17 protein-coding genes are annotated in these 17,486 nt (G+C 45.1%); 12 read left to right on the top strand and 5 right to left on the bottom strand.

The window, feature by feature from the left end; genetic code table 11:
• The first annotated feature begins 295 nt into the window (after positions 1-295).
• Positions 296-3,070: an XrtA/PEP-CTERM system TPR-repeat protein PrsT gene (prsT, locus tag JC525_RS04680; protein ID WP_198814754.1), complete on the top strand. Its 2,775-nt coding sequence runs from the start codon at positions 296-298 to the stop codon at positions 3,068-3,070.
• Between the two features lie 187 nt (positions 3,071-3,257).
• Here the strand turns inward: prsT and JC525_RS04675 are convergent, their stop codons facing one another.
• Positions 3,258-4,097: an ion transporter gene (locus JC525_RS04675; protein WP_198814753.1), complete on the bottom strand. Its 840-nt coding sequence runs from the start codon at positions 4,095-4,097 to the stop codon at positions 3,258-3,260.
• A gap of 196 nt (positions 4,098-4,293) precedes the next feature.
• Here JC525_RS04675 and JC525_RS04670 point away from each other — a divergent pair, with 196 nt between their 5' ends.
• On the top strand, positions 4,294-4,446 hold the full coding sequence (locus JC525_RS04670) for a hypothetical protein (RefSeq protein ID WP_198814752.1): 153 nt from the start codon (positions 4,294-4,296) through the stop codon (positions 4,444-4,446).
• A gap of 106 nt (positions 4,447-4,552) precedes the next feature.
• Here JC525_RS04670 and tolC read toward each other — a convergent pair whose 3' ends face one another.
• Positions 4,553-5,941 carry an outer membrane channel protein TolC gene (gene tolC, locus JC525_RS04665; protein WP_198814751.1) on the bottom strand — a complete coding sequence of 463 codons (1,389 nt, stop codon included), beginning with the start codon at positions 5,939-5,941 and terminating at the stop codon, positions 4,553-4,555.
• 297 nt (positions 5,942-6,238) lie between these two features.
• On the opposite strand from tolC, the gene nudF reads away from it, so the two are divergent.
• From nudF to parE, 5 genes are all read left to right on the top strand, one after another.
• A complete protein-coding gene (nudF, locus tag JC525_RS04660) occupies positions 6,239-6,865 on the top strand; it encodes an ADP-ribose diphosphatase (protein WP_198814750.1) in 627 nt (208 codons plus the stop codon).
• Between the two features lie 41 nt (positions 6,866-6,906).
• Positions 6,907-7,302 carry a DUF1249 domain-containing protein gene (locus JC525_RS04655; protein WP_198814797.1) on the top strand — a complete coding sequence of 132 codons (396 nt, stop codon included), beginning with the start codon at positions 6,907-6,909 and terminating at the stop codon, positions 7,300-7,302.
• Positions 7,299-8,123, top strand: a complete 825-nt coding sequence (locus tag JC525_RS04650) for a metallophosphoesterase family protein (protein WP_198814749.1) — start codon at positions 7,299-7,301, stop codon at positions 8,121-8,123. Before JC525_RS04655 ends, JC525_RS04650 begins: the two co-directional genes overlap by 4 nt.
• 9 nt (positions 8,124-8,132) lie before the next feature.
• Positions 8,133-8,714 carry a YqiA/YcfP family alpha/beta fold hydrolase gene (locus tag JC525_RS04645; protein WP_198814748.1) on the top strand — a complete coding sequence of 194 codons (582 nt, stop codon included), beginning with the start codon at positions 8,133-8,135 and terminating at the stop codon, positions 8,712-8,714.
• A 117-nt stretch (positions 8,715-8,831) separates the two neighbouring features.
• Complete coding sequence (gene parE, locus JC525_RS04640) at positions 8,832-10,727, top strand: DNA topoisomerase IV subunit B (protein ID WP_198814747.1); 1,896 nt, start codon at positions 8,832-8,834, stop codon at positions 10,725-10,727.
• Positions 10,728-10,807: 80 nt separating this feature from the next.
• On the opposite strand, the gene JC525_RS04635 is transcribed toward parE, so the two are convergent.
• A complete protein-coding gene (locus JC525_RS04635) occupies positions 10,808-11,473 on the bottom strand; it encodes a hypothetical protein (RefSeq protein WP_198814746.1) in 666 nt (221 codons plus the stop codon).
• Positions 11,474-11,672: 199 nt separating this feature from the next.
• On the opposite strand from JC525_RS04635, the gene JC525_RS04630 reads away from it, so the two are divergent.
• Positions 11,673-12,374 carry an HAD family hydrolase gene (locus JC525_RS04630; protein WP_198814745.1) on the top strand — a complete coding sequence of 234 codons (702 nt, stop codon included), beginning with the start codon at positions 11,673-11,675 and terminating at the stop codon, positions 12,372-12,374.
• A gap of 137 nt (positions 12,375-12,511) precedes the next feature.
• Entirely contained in the window at positions 12,512-13,807 is a 1,296-nt protein-coding gene (locus tag JC525_RS04625) for a hypothetical protein (protein WP_198814744.1), read from the top strand.
• Positions 13,808-13,894: 87 nt separating this feature from the next.
• On the opposite strand, the gene JC525_RS04620 is transcribed toward JC525_RS04625, so the two are convergent.
• The gene (locus tag JC525_RS04620) at positions 13,895-14,227 is read right to left on the bottom strand and encodes a hypothetical protein (protein WP_198814743.1); all 333 of its coding nucleotides are present in this window, start codon (positions 14,225-14,227) and stop codon (positions 13,895-13,897) included.
• A 296-nt stretch (positions 14,228-14,523) separates the two neighbouring features.
• Between JC525_RS04620 and JC525_RS04615 the strand changes: the two genes are divergently transcribed.
• Positions 14,524-14,715 (top strand): hypothetical protein, encoded by a 192-nt coding sequence (locus JC525_RS04615; protein WP_159490227.1) that lies wholly within the window; start codon positions 14,524-14,526, stop codon positions 14,713-14,715.
• Position 14,716: 1 nt separating this feature from the next.
• On the opposite strand, the gene epmB is transcribed toward JC525_RS04615, so the two are convergent.
• Positions 14,717-15,742, bottom strand: a complete 1,026-nt coding sequence (gene epmB / locus JC525_RS04610; protein WP_198814742.1) for an EF-P beta-lysylation protein EpmB — start codon at positions 15,740-15,742, stop codon at positions 14,717-14,719.
• A gap of 36 nt (positions 15,743-15,778) precedes the next feature.
• Here epmB and efp point away from each other — a divergent pair, with 36 nt between their 5' ends.
• A complete protein-coding gene (gene efp / locus JC525_RS04605) occupies positions 15,779-16,348 on the top strand; it encodes an elongation factor P (RefSeq protein WP_159119582.1) in 570 nt (189 codons plus the stop codon).
• Positions 16,349-16,451: 103 nt separating this feature from the next.
• A complete protein-coding gene (epmA, locus tag JC525_RS04600) occupies positions 16,452-17,420 on the top strand; it encodes an elongation factor P--(R)-beta-lysine ligase (protein WP_198814741.1) in 969 nt (322 codons plus the stop codon).
• The last annotated feature ends 66 nt before the right edge of the window (positions 17,421-17,486 follow it).

Below are 17,486 nucleotides of genomic sequence, written 5' to 3'. Positions count from 1 at the left end.
GGTGCATTAAGTAAGGAGGGTGCGGCATACGACTAAACCAAATTTAGCGGTTTATTATCGCAAGACGCTATACAGCGATGAACTGGCCATTCAGGCGAGTTTAAGAAGCGTATTTTTAGCGTATTTCGCGATATGCTTGCCAGCAGTGTTGCAAAAACCCGTATTATATTCGAATAATGGACAGGTTGCCACGAAATTGCACAAATTAGATGAATTAATAAGCAGTGTGATGGACGTTTTTTACAATAGTGCAGCGGTGTGACAATAAAAATTTGAGGAAGGGCAAGGAATTACAATGACAAAGTATAAAACAAATAAATTAATTAAACGCACAACGTTAGCAGTAATGCTATCCAGTGCACTTTTGTCAGGCTGTAGTGAAAAGTCTATGGAGAGCCATCTGGCTGACGCAAGAAATTACGCCTCTCAACAGCAACTTGACGCGGCGGTCGTTGAATACAAAAACGCCATTCAAAAAGCGCCTAATGCTGCCGAGCCGCGCTTCGAACTAGGTAAGCTGTATTTGCAGCAAAATAATTTTGCTGCGGCAGAGAAAGAGCTCAACAAGGCAATGGACTTGGGGCACCCAGTGAGTCAGGTCATTCCACTTCTATCTGTCGCGTATCAACAATCGGGGGCAGAGAATGCCCTTGCTGAGGTGGACTACCGTGCCGAAGGCATGACAGCGGTTGAGTCAGCGGAAGTAGGGTTTTATAAACTACAGGCGTTAATGCAGCTAGGTAAAACTGAGGAGGCGCAGACTCTCCTTGCTGACCTGTCTACCTTGGATACAAGCTCAGTATATAAAGGCCTGATTGATAGCTATGCTTTCGTTTTAGACAACGACATGGAAGGTGCTTTGGCTGCCACTGAGGCGCTTCGTGAACAAGCGCCAACCAATAAAGATGTGTTGCAGCAGCTCGCCAAGCTCTATCTTCAAAGCGGTGAGCCTGAAAAAGCCGCCGAGGTTTATGGCGTTTACGTTAGCCAATTTCCAGATGACGTGACCAGCAAGTTTGCCTATGCGGCGTTGTTGATAGAGATTAGAAATTTAGAGAAAGCAGCGCCTATCGTTAATGACTTATTAACCCTTAACGAAAACCACCCTTTGCTTAACACGTTTAAAGGCATTATCGAGTCGGCTAATGAAAATTACGCTAAAGCATTAGAACATCTAGAGATTGCTGTACAAAACGGCAGAAGCGATCAAGTTGTTCGCCTTGTGGCTGGTTTCAGTGCCTATCAAATTCAAGACTTCGAGGCTGCTCAGCGACACTTGACCATGGTTGCATCAAGTTTACCTGATAATCATCCTGGTCTTCGCATGCTCGCAGATAGCATGCTTCAGCTTGGCGAAAATGACGAAGCGCTAGAGGTGTTAGCTCGGGTTGAAGGTGAGCAGGGTGTTGACGCTGCATTGTTCTCAAAAGCCAGCTACCAGTTACTTAAAGACGGTAACGTAGTAGGCGCTAAACAAATGGTAGAAAAGTCTGAGGCGGTTAGCGCTACTGCTGAAGATTTATCACGTCTTGGCGTGCTTCAATTATCACTCAACGATATTGACGGCTTGGTGAACCTTGAAGAGGCTGTAGAGAAAGCACCAGAGTCAGTGACGTCACAAGCGACCTTATTGCGGGCTTACATAGCAACGAATCAGCTAGATAAAGCAAAGGTTGCGGCAAAAGAATGGCATGAGCAGTCGCCAGACACGGCGGCCCCGCTTATCTATCTCGGTAACATTGCTACTGCAGAGGGCGCTTATCAAGAAGCCGCCCAGTATCTTGATAAAGCAAGTGGTTTAAGCGATGCGGGTAACGAGGTGACGTACTCCCGCGCCAATCTTCTTGTAGCCGAGGGGAAAAAAGAAAATGCCCTTGCGTTTATTCGCGCTTTTATTGATGAGAACCCTGCAGATGTTCAGGCATTAGCGTTATGGTTTGCATTGGCAGCGGAAGAAGGTGATGGCAAAGAGGTTATCGCCCACGCGCAAACTCAATTTAGCAAGAATAAGAGCGATCTTAAGTTAAGGCTGTTATTAGCGAGAATGTACTCTATAAACGGTCAGCTTGATAACACTGTGTCACTGTTAGCTAACGTAGAAGGAGACGAATCGTCACCTCAGGTTTTTTGGAACTTAAAAGGTCAAACGCTTATCGCGACGAATAATGTAAAAGAGGCGACGGCCTTTTTTGATCGCTGGCTGTCCTTTTATCCACAAGACAAAAACGCGGTTTTAGGCAAACTATTAATTGTTGATTCACAGAAGCAGTTTAAGCAAGGCTTAGCCCTTACCGATAAAGTGCTTGCGAAACGTCCTGACGCACAGTTAACGCTGTTGAAAGCGTATTTCCATAGTCGTCTAGGTCAGACAAAACCCGCGTGGGATATCATCAATAGCACGTCAGATGATGTAAAAGCATTGCCATTTGTAAGAGGTATTATTGCTCGCTTACATCTTATCGAAAAAGCGCCAGAGCAAGCGGTAGAGCACGCTAAAGTCGCCTATGACGCCACGCCTAATTCAGACAATGCGCTGCTTTTGGTGGCAGCAATGGAAATGTCTGGTAAGAAAGAGCAGGCGTTCAGCTTTTTAGAGAAACATGTTGGTGCTCACAATAATGATGTGCAAAGCGCCATGCTGTTAGCTGAGCGTCAAATTCGCTCAGACCGAAACGCGGCCATTGATACCTATGAACGGGTGTTGACGAAAACACCAGACAACTTTGTTGTATTGAATAATTTAGCGTATTTGGCTTTTGAAGATGGCGAATTAAAACGCGCGGAGGAGCTCGCGAAAAAAGCAGTGTCGCTTCAACGTGAAAACCCAGATGCTGTAGATACATTGGCGCAAATTTACATTGCTAAAGGTGATAAAGAGGCGGCGCTAACGCTTTACGAGCAAATTTCTGCAGCTCCGATTGCAAGCGATGAAGTTTATTTGAATCACGTAGATTTGTTATTTGCACTCGATAAAGCGGCATTAGCAAAGCGTCGTCTAACAAGCCGAGAGTTTTCGTCTGACGCAGCAAAGCAGAGAGCGGAGAATCTTAAACAGCAATACGGGTTATAACACATCCTTGTAGAAGAGAGAGCGAGGCGGTTTGTTTCCTCTCACTCTGCGCGTAAAAACAAAGGCCACATTCGTGGCCTTTGTTTATTAAGGGTTACATGTCAACGTTGGTTTGTCTCCTGCACGGTAGGCTTGGGCAAATGAATTGACCTCGCCATGGTGGGCTACCTTGTGCAGACTGCATAACTTAATCACGTTTTGAATGTTGCGCCGACAATTGCATTTTAAGTTCGCGCAACTCTTTCATCACATCGTGCAGCGTTGGCTCTACATGCCCTTGGGCAATTTGCTCTTCCAGCAATGCCGCTTCTTTTTCTGCCCGCGCTTTTTCGTTTTCCCTTTCCATTACGTTTACCACAATGCCAATCACCATGTTTAAGAATGCAAACGCGGTGAAAAAGATGAACGTGAGATAGAAAATCCAACTCAGCGAATATACCTCTTGGGTTTCGTACATGACATCTGTCCAATCCTCGAACGTCATGATCCTAAAGAGTGTTAGCATCGAGATGGTAATGTCACCCCACAACACAGGGTTAATATTTTCAAACAGCGTACTGCCCACCGCCGCGTAGATATAAAAAATAATGAACATCAGTAGCATCACATAGGCTAACTGAGGTAAGGCTTTAACCAGTGAAACCAATAAAATCCGTAGCTCTGGGATTATTGAAATCATTCGCAGTACACGGAAAACACGCACTAAACGTGCTATCAACGCGAGTTCCGTATCATCTGCGGGGATCAAACTGATGATAACGATTAGCGTATCAAACCAATTCCAAAAGCTTTTGAAAAAGTAGCGTTTACGTTTTTCAGCTAAAAAGCGAATAGTGAGTTCAGTTAAAAAGAAGGCGCTGATAAACCAATCTAAGAAAAGGGTTACAGAGGCCATTCCCGAGGGAAGTTCGTAGGTTTTTGCACCTACTAGCAGTGCAGAAATAACGATGACGCTTATTACAAAGGCTTCGAACCATTTATTGGCACGGATCCGTTCAAATTTATTCTGAAGTTCAGAGGCTTGCATTTTTATCTATCACTCAAGGAAAAATCACTAAACCAATAGGCTTGCTGTAAGCCCGTTTGGCGTTATACTAAAGTTGCAGTTTGCGCATGTAATGCGACATAAATGTTGGGGCACCAACCGCGTTTTAAAACCGTTACCTGTGCATGTAATAAAAATTAGCCATTACAAACATAGGTGAAAAATAAAGGGCATAATCATGGATGATGAATTACGTTTGTTGCAAGCAAAATTACACGCGGTGTCTCTGCGCTTATCCACTCCTGTTTTAAGCAAGCAAAACGCTCAAGCACTTTGCAATGAATATCGCGAGTTGTTGGGTGCTCTACAGAAGTTTGGGGCGATAAAATAACGCTTTGGTTTCACATTACATAAGAAGTTGACGCGCATAAAAAAGGGCAGCCTTTTCGCTACCCTTTACATCCATCATTCAGGCACTGTCCGTACCCTAACAGCACTTAGCTATTGCTGTCGGCTTGCACTGGCTTAAGGCCGCGATTAATCATCGCCACATCTTCACCTGTTAATGTCCCCGCTGCTTGCTTAAGCGTAATAACCGACTGAATAAAGTCGTAGCGCGCGCCAGCAAGGTTACGTCGTGCGTCGAATAAGTTGCGCGTGCTGTCAAGTACATCAACAATGGTACGTGTGCCTACATCAAACCCTGCTTCCGTTGCTTTTAGTGCACTGTCTGCTGAGACCACAGATTGTTCAAGGGCGCGAATAGTTGAGATAGACGCTTTTACGTTATTAAACGAACTGCGAACAGACTGCACTGTTTGACGATAGGTTTGCTCGGTAGCTTGGCTTTGAGCAACATAGTTGTACTTAGCCTGCTGTGTTTGAGCACTTACGCTGCCACCTTGATAAATTGGCACACTCAGCGTAACACCTATCGACTGGCTGTCTAGGTAAGGCGTATCATAAGCAACCGGCGCACTCTCACCTGCATCGTTGATAAATTCACCCTCAACTTCGTCTTTTGAGCGTCCGTATCTACCCGACAAAGACAACGTCGGTAAGTGTCCTGAACGTGCAATCGCAATATCTTCTTTTGCAATGTCCATTGCTAACCGGTTTACGAGTAACGCTAAATTTTTATCTTCAGCCGTTTCTAGCCAGCTTTCCACAGTTTCAGGTACCGGCATGGTTGCTGAGAAGTTTTCAGTATTTAATCCGTAAAGACTGTCGTGATACTTACCCGTAATAACCCGAAGTGCTTCAAGAGCAAATTCAAGTTCGTTTTTAGCCTGTATTTCCTGTGCCACAGTTCTATCAAAATTAGCCTGTGCTTCGTGTACGTCAGTAATCGCGGTTAAACCAACTTCAAAGCGCTGACGCGTTTGTTCTAATTGACGCTCGATAGCGCGTTTCTCAGAGCCAACAAACTCTACATTGTCGCGCGCGCGGAGCACGTCAAAATAAGCTGTTACCGTTCTTACAATAACGTCCTGCATGCTTGCTGCTAGCTGAGCGTCACTTTGCTCTGCGACCTTCTCAGCACGGTCTAAGTTAAGCCAGTTTGCATGGTCGTACAGTGACATGGAAAGCGAAATACCGTAGTCCTTAGTGTCTACCGTGGTGTCGGTGGTGAAAATGGTATCCGGACCTAGCTGTTGAAAACGCTCAGATTCGGAATGGGTATAACCCACCGAGCCTGAAATTTGGGGGAGCAGGCTTGCACGGCTAAGACTAATTCCTTCAAACGCAGCATCACGTTGCGCTTTCGCTTGGTTTACCAATGGATCGTTCGCCAGTGCTTGTTGATATACCCGCATTAGGTCATCGGCCAAAGCACTAGTTGTCATCGATACTCCGATAACCAGCGACAGAAGTGTTCGTTTCATGCTTACGTCTTCCTGTTGTGTTCAAGTTGCGTCGTCGCGTATTCGTTAAGACGACTAATTAAAACCAAGTGTATGAAAATTCAACCACAAACCGAAAGTACAAACTCGTAACAGTATTCGTTTAACTGTAACAGAATATGTGATCTACCCACGCAATTATTATAGTAATAGACGACTTGTAATCTGAGTTTTCCGTTATTCGAGCACACCTAAATATTGCGTTTGCAACGCATATACATGGTTGGTGTGTGAATGTACTATGTATGATAAATCTATTTGAACCATAAGTGTCAGCAAATGAGCAAGGAATTCCTTTCATTTACCTCAAATGATGTTGAAATCACCGATATTAAACCAGTGTATCGTGGTTTCTTCACGATGAATCAATATCAATTTAAACACAAGTGCTTCAATGGAGAATGGAGCGACACCGTCACCCGCGAAATTTTTGAACGCGGTCATGCAGTGGGGGTACTACCTTACGATCCCATTCTCCAAGAGTTCGTACTGATCGAGCAGGTAAGAATTGGGGCGTTGGCCACATCTTCAAGTCCTTGGCTGATAGAAATTATCGCAGGCATGATAGATGAAGGGGAAACGCCCGAAAACGTGTGCCACAGAGAGTCAATGGAAGAAGCTGGTATCGAGCTTGATAACCTCACTAAAGCGCTCAGTTATTTATCCAGTCCTGGTGGCACGACAGAAAGATTACATATTTTTATAGCGAAAACGAACGCGGCTAAAGCGCACGGTATCCACGGCTTGGATACCGAGTCTGAAGATATTAAGGTCCATCGAGTGAAAGAGAATACCGCCCTTGAATGGTTGGAAAAAGGCCATATTGACAACGCGGCGGCAATAATTGCGCTACAATGGTTTTTTATGCACAAAACTCAACTTCTGGAGCAATGGCAGACATCGTGACTCAACGTAATCAACGAAAATATGTACCTAATCTTCCGTCTATGCAGGCGCTTTGCGAACTGAATTATTCGCACGTACTGAGGATTTTGCCTGACTGTGATACGGAGGATTTAAGTTACGAATTTTCGGTAGGGGTTGGTCTGTCTTATGAAATTCGAATCGTTGACTCTGCCCGTTACACCAGTACGCTGAGCATCAAGCAAACCACGAAAGATATGCCCTCTTACTTAACGCCCAGCATGACGGTGCGCTTATACCATGATGCTCGTATGGCCGAAGTTATAAACAGCCAAAATACAGGTGCACTCGCGCCATCATATGATTACCCAAATTTAAAAATGCGGCAGCGCAACGAAAAGCACATGGTTAATATCTTCTTAGCAGAATGGCTGAATTTTTGTTTGCAGCATGCATCAAGCGTCACTTCTGAAGCGTGATTACCCTCCTACAGTTAAGTGATTGCCACTTACTTAAAGATAAAGAAAAAGCAGGTTATGCAGGCATTGCCCCATACCACTCGCTAGCGCGTGTGCTTCAAAATGCGGTGAGTCCGTATATTAACCGAAGTAAGCATGATAAGAACGTCAGTCAGCCTCAACAAGATAACGAGCATCAAGCTATAATGCTCGTTACCGGTGACATTAGCGGTGACAACTCTTTAGAGAGCTATCAGCACTTTACTGCACTAATGGACCACTACTTAGCGGGTGCAGATATAGAATGGTATGTACTGGCGGGTAATCACGACAATAACCCACATTTTGAAGCAGTGTTAGGTGAGCGGATGCTCAAAAGCGCTAAACCGATAGTTTGCCAGCGCTGGCATATTCACGGCCTGGATACTCGCTCTTCAAGCGATATTTATACGGCGGCGGGGGAGTTAAAAAATGAGGACGTTCGTTCGTTTGAAAAAGCGTTAGTGAGCGCCCCTAGGAATAACCATATCGTTGCACTGCATCACCATGTACTCCCGTCAAATAGTTGGATGGATAAGCACTATTTGGATAATGCTTCTAAAGTTGTGGCACTATCAGAGCAATATTCACAAATTAAAGCGTTAATTCATGGCCATGTACATTCGCCGCTACGCCACACTATAGGTTCAAACAATACACCCGCTTATGGCAGTCCATCTACATGTTGGCAGTGGAAAATGCAGGCAGAATTTGGTGTAAGCGACGAGGCTCCGGGTTATCAGGTGATAGAGCTTTGTGATGATGGTGCAGTGAATGTTACGGTTAAACGGGTTGAAAAATAAGAGACAACAATGCAGCACATTTTATACCTTCACGGCTTTTTAAGTTCTCCAAAATCAATTAAAGCGCAGACTACAAAAGCCTATTTCGAAAAGCATCACTCTGATGTCACATTGCACATCCCAGAGCTCTCCAATTTTCCAAGCAAGGTTGAAAGCCAACTTCTTGCGCTTATTGAAGCTACTCCCGCGCTTTTAGAAAATGGGCTTAAACTGATAGGCAGTTCCATGGGCGGTTACCTCTCTACATTTTTGTTAGAGAAGTTTGGTGGTAAAGCGGTGCTGATAAACCCAGCTGTTCGTCCTTATGAATTACTGCGAAGCTTTATTGGCGAGCATGAAAACCCATACAGTAAAGAAAAATTTGAAATTGTCGCCAGTGATGTGGACGTGATAAAAGCGCTTGAAGCCCCGTCACTGAGCGCGCCAGAGTGCTACAAAGTATTGCTTCAAACCGAAGATGAAACCCTTGATTACCGGCTTGCTGAAGAAAAGTATGCGCAAAGCCAGCTTGTTATTGAGCAAGGCGGCGACCATAGCTTTGTAGGCTACGAAAATCACTTACCTGCTATCGCTCAATTTTTGCTAAACTAAGCGCATTGCCAGGCTCATCGAGCCCTGCTAACATCAAATAAACACAGTGCAGTACTGTGATTAATACCAGTGCTGTTTACTTCCTTTTCGTCGCTGGCTTAAATAATAACCATAACTATGTCAAATCAATACAATTCAGATGCTATCGAGGTTTTAAACGGCCTTGACCCCGTAAAGCGCCGCCCTGGTATGTATACCGACACCACCCGACCCAATCATTTAGGTCAGGAAGTCATCGATAACAGTGTGGATGAAGCGTTAGCCGGACATGCGTCTAACATTAAAGTTATTTTGCATGAAGACCAATCGTTAGAAGTGATTGATGACGGTCGCGGTATGCCTGTGGATATCCACCCTGAAGAGGGAATTTCGGGCGTTGAGCTTATTCTCTGTAAGCTTCATGCAGGTGGTAAATTTTCAAACAAAAACTATGCGTTCTCTGGTGGTTTGCACGGGGTGGGTATCTCGGTTGTAAATGCGCTTTCAACGCGCGTTGAAGTGACCATTAGACGCGACAGTAATGTCTATCAAATTGCGTTTGAAAACGGCGATAAAGTAGAAGATTTGCAGGTTATTGATACCTGTGGCAAGCGAAATACGGGAACTCGGGTTCACTTTTGGCCCGATCCCCAATATTTCGACTCAGCTAAGTTCTCTGTAAGCCGATTAATCCACAATTTGCGTGCAAAAGCGGTACTTAGCCCTGGCCTTCGTATTCGTTTTGACAATAAAATTTCGAAAGAAAGCCAAGAGTGGTATTACGAAGACGGGTTAAAAGACTATTTATACCAAGCGGTAGAAGAGTTTGAGACATTGCCGTCTGATGCGCCTTTTGTCGGCACATTTAGCGGAAACACAGAAGCGGCCGATTGGGCGGTAATGTGGCTGCCCGAGGGCGGCGACTTGGTGACAGAAAGCTACGTGAACCTGATCCCCACTGCCCAAGGTGGTACGCACGTTAATGGTCTCCGCCAGGGGTTATTAGAGTCAATGCGGGAGTTTTGTGAGTTCAGAAACCTCATGCCCCGAGGTGTTAAGTTATCTCCCGACGATATCTGGGATCGCTGCGCGTACATTCTATCAACCAAAATGCAGGACCCACAATTTGCCGGGCAGACCAAAGAACGCTTGTCTTCACGTCAAGCCAGTGCTTTTGTATCAGGCGTAGTGAAAGATGCTTTTAGTCTGTGGTTAAACCAGCATACTGAAATCGCCGAGTCGCTCGCTGAAATGTGTATCAATAATGCACAGCGACGTCTGCGCCAAACTAAAAAAGTAGCCCGCAAAAAAGTAACGCAAGGTCCAGCTCTACCCGGAAAGCTTACCGATTGCTCCTCGCAAGATATATCGTACTCTGAACTTTTCCTAGTAGAAGGGGACTCGGCGGGTGGCTCAGCCAAACAGGCTCGCGACAGAGAGTTTCAGGCAATTATGCCGCTGCGCGGTAAAATCCTTAATAGCTGGGAAGTCGACTCCTCTCAGGTGCTGGCCTCTCAGGAAATTCACGACATTTCGGTGGCATTGGGCATTGACCCTGACTCAACCGATTTGTCGGGTTTACGCTACGGTAAAATTTGTATACTAGCCGATGCTGACTCCGATGGACTACACATTGCAACCTTGCTTTGTGCCTTGTTTGTACGTCACTTTAGAGCCTTGGTTGATTCAGGCCATGTGTATGTAGCGATGCCGCCACTATTTAGAATCGACGTGGGCAAAGACGTCTACTACGCGCTGGATGAAAGTGAAAAGCAGGGAATTCTCGACCGCATTGAAGCTGAGAAAAAGCGCGGTAAAGTCAACGTGCAGCGCTTTAAAGGTTTGGGCGAAATGAACCCGCTTCAGCTTCGTGAAACGACAATGGATCCAAATACTCGTCGTCTTGTACAGCTTACTATTGAAGATGCAGAGGAGATGATGGAACTGATGGATATGCTGCTTGCTAAAAAGCGTTCAGGTGACAGAAAAATCTGGCTGGAAAGCAAAGGCAATATGGCAGAAGTAGTGCTGTAACAGGCCGCACAGGCACATGCCCTTAGTAACTTGCACTTAAAGCCTTGCTAGCAATAAAGCAATGATGAAACGCCAAGACACTATCCTGATAAAGGGAGTGCTTGGCGTTTTAGTTTGTACATCTTCAATAAGATACTTCCGCGCATAACAACACTTGTTCCATTTAAGATAAGTAGCGGCCAGCTTTGGCTCAGTGGCATTGTTAGACCAAACAACAAAGTGCTAACGTCTTTAATGAGAATATTCTTGAAAAGCGAGAATGACAGCGAGCCCACTTTTTGTCGTCGTTGTAAAACCAACCATTGATGCAGTGAACCTTGAAACAAAACAACGGTGACCGCAAGCATCAGGGTATTCGCTCCTAATTGTGCCAATGCCGGAAAGGGGCGAAATGCGATTGATAGCGTACCGCCAATAAGAGCAAACAATGCAAGCGCGGTAACAGCTGCACAAATGCGTGTACGCCTGTGCTGCCATATTTTCCAAATAATGATGAGTGTAAGGATAAGCGCGCCAAAACGGGTCCACACTAAATAGTGATTGAAAGGCTCAACAGAGATACCAAACAAGAAAATTGAAAAAAACGCGAAGTAGCTAGAAGCAAATTGGTTCAGGGAAAGGCTGTGATTGGCGTCATTATCGACCACAACTTGGCTTCGTGCCATGGCTTTTATTTGTGACCATAGCCCTAACCACGTAAGTAAAAATAGCGCAGCACTCGCAAAACCCAAGACGTGGTAAAGCACGTTGATAGCTCCACTTTAAGATATTGATAACATTGAAGTGTAGATAGTGTATCACACCAGAACGAAGACGGGATGAGAAGACAAGACATCATAAATTCAGGGTCGCTTTAAGCCAGCTCATTGTCTACTGGCCTATTATCTGCATTCCGCTAAACGTAGGTTAAAACGTAACGCAAATTCATTAGCAAGGAGGATTATTTTGACATTGTATCCAGTGACTTCATCGTCTCGACGTCGGGCAGTTGGTAACGAAACCACAACACTTCTATTTGATCATGACGGCACACTTATCGATTCGGAGACCGTGCATTACGACTTGTGGAAGGACATTTTGCATGATTACAACGTAGAACTAAGCGAGGCGTTTTACTGTGAAGTGATGGCAGGTATACCCGTTAAGCAAAACGCAGTTGATTTGGTGGAGCACTTTAAACTAGATATTGAGCCTGAGATGTTAGCGGATAAAAAGCACAAGAGTATTAGCGACTACCTAGATAGCCAAGCATTTCCCCTCATGCCTTTTGCCAAAGAAACCCTTTGTACGTGCTTCAGAAATGGCTACACCATCGGCATCGTAACAGGAGGAAGCAAGAAGTCTGTCGAAAAGACCCTATCGCAGTATGAGTTAGGCAGCTATGTGTCTTGTGTGGTCGCTGTGGAAGATGTAGAAAATAGTAAACCTGCTTCTGACTGCTATGAACTCGCTATGGCTAAATTAAAAAAGTCGCCTAGCGAGTGCGTTGCAATTGAAGATACACAGACGGGCATGACGGCGGCAGTCTCTGCGGGCTTAGCTTGTGTGGTAGTCCCAACTACGTTATCAATGCACCACGATTTTACACGCGCTACCGTGCAGTACACTAGCTTAAATGAATGGGTAGGCAGTGAATTTGGCCGCTAAAGCAATGGCCACCAAGCACTATGACTTGTCAGGCCACTTAATCACACGTCGTAGTGGCGGGCGAATAGATAACATAGTATAAACAGTGCCTTGACTAGGGCTTATCTAAATAATTTCACGGGTAAAGCAGCAGTATCATGATTTTGCGTAGCGTAAAATGGCTTTTTATTATCATTGCCGTTATTGTCCTCCTGCTTATCGCGGGTGCAACAGCGGTTGCCATTATGGCGGTTCAAAAGACGCCGCTGGTGGCATCAACTGCGACGACGCAACTTGATGGCGCTGACAGTGTGAACGAATTATTAGGTCAGCTCCAGCGGGCGTTTTCGCGGCGCGAGGAAGGCCATCAGGTAACGCTAACTGAAACTCAGGTAGAAAGTTTAGTTGGCGTTTTACAGCGTGCGTTGCCTGACTTTAAAGGTGTGGTAAATATCACCCCTATTGGAGGGACTATTAATCTAACCTACGCCATTCAGGATACGGGCTATTTTGTGAATGCCTCGGCGCTCGTACTGCCGGGCAACAGTTTGCGTATTGAGCAGGTACAAATCGGTGATTTGACGATACCGGGTCGCTATCTACTTCGCTTCCTTGAACGTACCGTTAATTCTTATACTCAATCGGAAATCGCTACGATTGCGTTATCGCGTGTAGAACGCGTTACTATGGAAAGCGGCGAACTTACCTTAGATGTGGGGCGACTAGATGCTCTGTTGACTGAGTTAAACGTAGTAGCATCAAATATGTCAGTTGACGAGGAAAGCGAGCTTCAGCGCTTGTCCGCCTACTATTTGCGCTATCTTTCTGGAAGAGAAATCGCGCTCTCAACTGAACCTGTTTCTCTTATTGAATATTTACGTGAGGGAATGGCGAGAGCGCGAGAGCAAAGTGAAACAGCTCAAGATGCGGTACTTCACAACAAAGCGGTTATTTTAGCGCTTGCTGTTTACGTAGGGCATCATCGCGTTGGTACTTTGGTGGGAGATATTCAGCCCAACGCTGATAAAGCATTAAAGCCGCGCAGAGGCGCAGTACTTCACAATCGTAATGACTTAGCCCGACACTTTATTATTTCAGCAGCGTTAGAACTTCTGTCTGAAGAAGGTATGTCTTTAGCGATTGGCGAGTTCAAAGAGCTTATGGACCGCGGCAATGGCGGTTCAGGTTATAGCTTTGTGGATTTGGCAGCAGATATGTCAGGCAATGAGTTTGCGCAGGTGGCCACCGAGATTAGCACCGCAGTCGATGTGCAAAATGCTATGGCGCGCATTCAAAGTGAATTAGAAATAATCCCTGCTATTGATGGGTTGCCAGAAGGGTTGAGTAAGCAAGCTTTCATAGAACAGTATGAAAGGGTAGATAGCATGGCTTACCTTAAAGAGGTAAAAGAAATAAAACGCAGAATTAATTTACTGCCCCTTTATCAGCGGTAAGTTTGTAATGACTCAAAGCTAGTACGGATGAATGTTTAAAAAGAAAGCCCGCTGTAAAGCGGGCTTTCTTTATCTGAAGCGATATGTTTAACTTTTTGAAAGCGACTGCTGAAATTGTGTAATAGTCACCAGTGCAAGTTCTATTTTTTTCACTAATGGCGCCAGTGCCTTTTTAGCCTCATCATCATTCAGCTCTTTGACTGACTGCCAGTCATTCGCGATTTCTTGTACATAAGGACCGAAGCGTTTAGCTGACGTGGTAAACCCGCTGTCATCCGCAAACACAGCTGCAAATTTGCCTTTTTGATCGCGCTGCAAATTATCTAAAATTTGGTCGGCATCAACGGCTTTGCGGTGTAGCGTTTGAAGTGTTTCCTGAAGTTGTTGATGGACAGCCTGCATCTCTTGGCTTTGTTGCATGGTTACGCCTTTTGTTTCTATGTGTTTTAAGTGTACATTGTGAAGTACGTTAACTGTAGTTCTGAATACTACCCATGACCTTAGTTAAAGCCATGTTAAATGCTTTACGGCAAATAATGGTTAAAGTTTGATCTTTCAAGGCCGATAACCTACGAGTATTGTTGTTTATGCATTAGTAGTGAATAAGTCCTACCAAGATTTAGTCACTTAACTATTTGCGAAATATTCAACATGCCGTAAGGGTGGGCAATTTTGCCCATTTTTTTACTTTGCTACAAGCAACAAAGGAAAATGGTATGGATCTACAAGGTGCTAGTGCCTCTGGAGCGTCCGGTGCGTCACTTGAGTTGGCCTCTCTTAAGTTGGCAAAAAGCCAGCAAGAGCAAGAGGGTAAAGCGTCGCTTCAGCTGCTGGAATCAGCCGCTGACGTACCAAAATCGTCATCTTCAAACCCCGCGTTAGGCGCCAACATTGATACCTTCGCGTAAGTTAGGGATGCAACCTTAAGTCGATAGGCGTTTTGCCGGGTTGACCGCCAATTTCTCTTACCAGTTTTGGCACTAAGAAACCCGGCAGACGCTTTATCGCTTCTTCCATAATGCTGCGACCCTCGTCATCGCTTACGTTGAAGTGACTCGCGCCTTGTACTTTATCTAATACGTGCAGATAATAAGGCAGTATTCCAGCCTCAAACAGCCTTTCACTCAAGGCACAAATCGCATCGCCAGAGTCATTCACGCCTTTCAACAATACCGATTGATTAAGCAAAGTCACACCTTTTTCTCGCAATGTGTTTAAACGTGCTTTCAACGTTTCTGAGATTTCATTCCCGTGATTTGCATGCAGCACCAGCACTTTTTGCAGGGGTAATGCAGTAAACCATGCGATAAAATCATGACTTATTCTATCTGGTAGCACTACCGGCAACCGGCTGTGAATACGCAGGCGCTTTATATGAGGGATTGCTGCAATTTCACTGGCTAGCCATGCTAAATGGTCGTCTTTTGCCATAAGTGGGTCGCCCCCAGAAAAGATAACCTCGTTAATACTATTGTTACTGCGAAGGTAATCAAGTACCTCAACCCACTGGTGCTTACTTACTGCATTGTCGGCATAAGGAAAGTGGCGGCGGAAACAATAACGGCAATTTACAGCACAGCCAGTGCGAATCATTAACAACACGCGAGAGTCGTACTTGTGCAAAATACCCTTACCCGCAGTGTCATGCTCTTCTAGCGGATCTTCGCTGTAGCCTGGCGAGGTCAAGAACTCGTCGCTTAGCGGCATCACTTGCAAAAACAAAGGGTCGCTAGGGTTTCCTTTTTCCATTAAATCAGCGAAGTGACGCGGAACACGCATAGGAAAAAGTCGACGAGCTTTGATGTGCTGGGCATATTTTTCTGGGTCTAAACCTAAGTGTTGTAATAGCTTTACTGGGTCGGTAAAGCTAAGGGCTAATTCTTTTTGCCAGTTATGCTCTACAGAAATCGCTTTTTTAGGTATTATTTGTTCCACGAAACTTTTTGTACCTTATGTTTAGACAGAGGAATTATGGCTTATTACAGCACTAACGAGTTCAAAGGCGGCCTGAAAATCATGCTGGACGGCGAACCTTGCAACATTTTAGAAAACGAATACGTAAAGCCGGGTAAGGGCCAAGCGTTTAACCGCGTTAAAATCCGCAAGCTTATTTCAGGTAAAGTTTTAGAAAAAACTTTCCGCTCAGGTGAATCGGTAGAAGGCGCTGACGTAATGGATACGGAGCTTGCCTACCTTTACACCGACGGCGAATTCTACCACTTTATGAACAATGATACATTCGAACAAATCGCAGCGGATGAAAAAGCGGTAGGTGAGAATAAGAAGTGGCTAGTAGAAAACGACGTTTGTACTATCACGCTGTGGAATGGGTCACCTATCACAGTAACGCCGCCAAACTTTGTTGAGCTAGAAATCACAGAAACCGATCCTGGCCTAAAAGGTGATACAGCGGGCACAGGCGGTAAGCCAGCAACGCTTACCACCGGTGCGGTGGTACGTGTTCCTCTGTTTGTTCAAACAGGTGAAGTTATCCGTGTAGATACGCGCTCTGGCGAATACGTGTCTCGTGCACAAAAATAATATCTGAAACTGAGGCGCATGTAGCGCATTCTGTTTACGTGTAAAGCCGGTGCCTTTGTGTACCGGCTTTTTGTTTTAGCTTTTTCTATTTAGGTTTAAACACATGCAATCTTGGCAGCCTACTACCACTCATGAAGCGCGTGTTGCGCGTGCCGAATTACTTAGAACTATCCGTGATTTTTTTTACGCGAGAAACGTTTTAGAGGTAGATACGCCTTTACTTTCAAACGGCACGGTTACCGATGAGCATCTTGATGCATTCGATACCGAGTTTAACTTTGCCCAATCGGGCAAGCCCACTCGGTTATATCTTCAAACATCACCTGAATATGCCATGAAACGACTACTTTGCGCTGACAGCGGCTCTATCTACCAAATCTGTAAAGCGTTTCGTCACGAAGGTGAGGGCCGCTGGCACAATCCAGAGTTCACAATGTTGGAGTGGTACCGCTTAGAGTTCGATCATTTTGCATTAATGGACGAAGTAGACGCCTTGTTACAAGAAACTCTGGCCACAGACTCAGCCGATAAGATGACGTATCAACAAGCCTTTCAAACCCACTTAAATATTGACCCTTTAAGTGCTGATGACAACGTGTTGCTAGAAGCAATGAAACAGCAGAATATAGATATTCATGCGCCGCAAAGCCTAAGCTATGACGTTAAATTACAACTGTTATTCAGCTACGCGATTGAGCCTAATATAGGCATTGAAAAACCCTGTTTTATCTACAATTTTCCGGCATCTCAAGCAGCGCTTGCCAAGTTAAGCACTACGGATGAACGGGTTGCCGAACGCTTTGAGGTGTATTATCAAGGCGCTGAACTTGCCAATGGTTTTAATGAATTAAGCGCAGCGAAAGAGCAACGCTTGCGCTTTGAAGCGGATAACGTGAAGCGTAAGGCGGCTGGTCTTCCCGTAAAACCTATCGATGAGAATTTTCTAAGCGCGTTAGATGCGGGGTTACCGCCTTGTGCGGGTGTGGCACTGGGTATCGACAGATTACTTATGCTCAAAACGAGTGCAAAGCACATTCAAGAGGTAATTAACTTTACGGTAAGCAGAGCATAGAACTATTTTGGGTAATGGGGGGCAGAAAAAGTAGGACTTTGCGCTCACACAGTTACAAAACATTAA

It is taken from the genome of Alteromonas sp. IB21 (assembly GCF_016405965.1).
In the GTDB taxonomy this organism is placed as follows: domain Bacteria; phylum Pseudomonadota; class Gammaproteobacteria; order Enterobacterales; family Alteromonadaceae; genus Alteromonas.
This window is presented reverse-complemented; position numbering and strand designations above follow the sequence as displayed.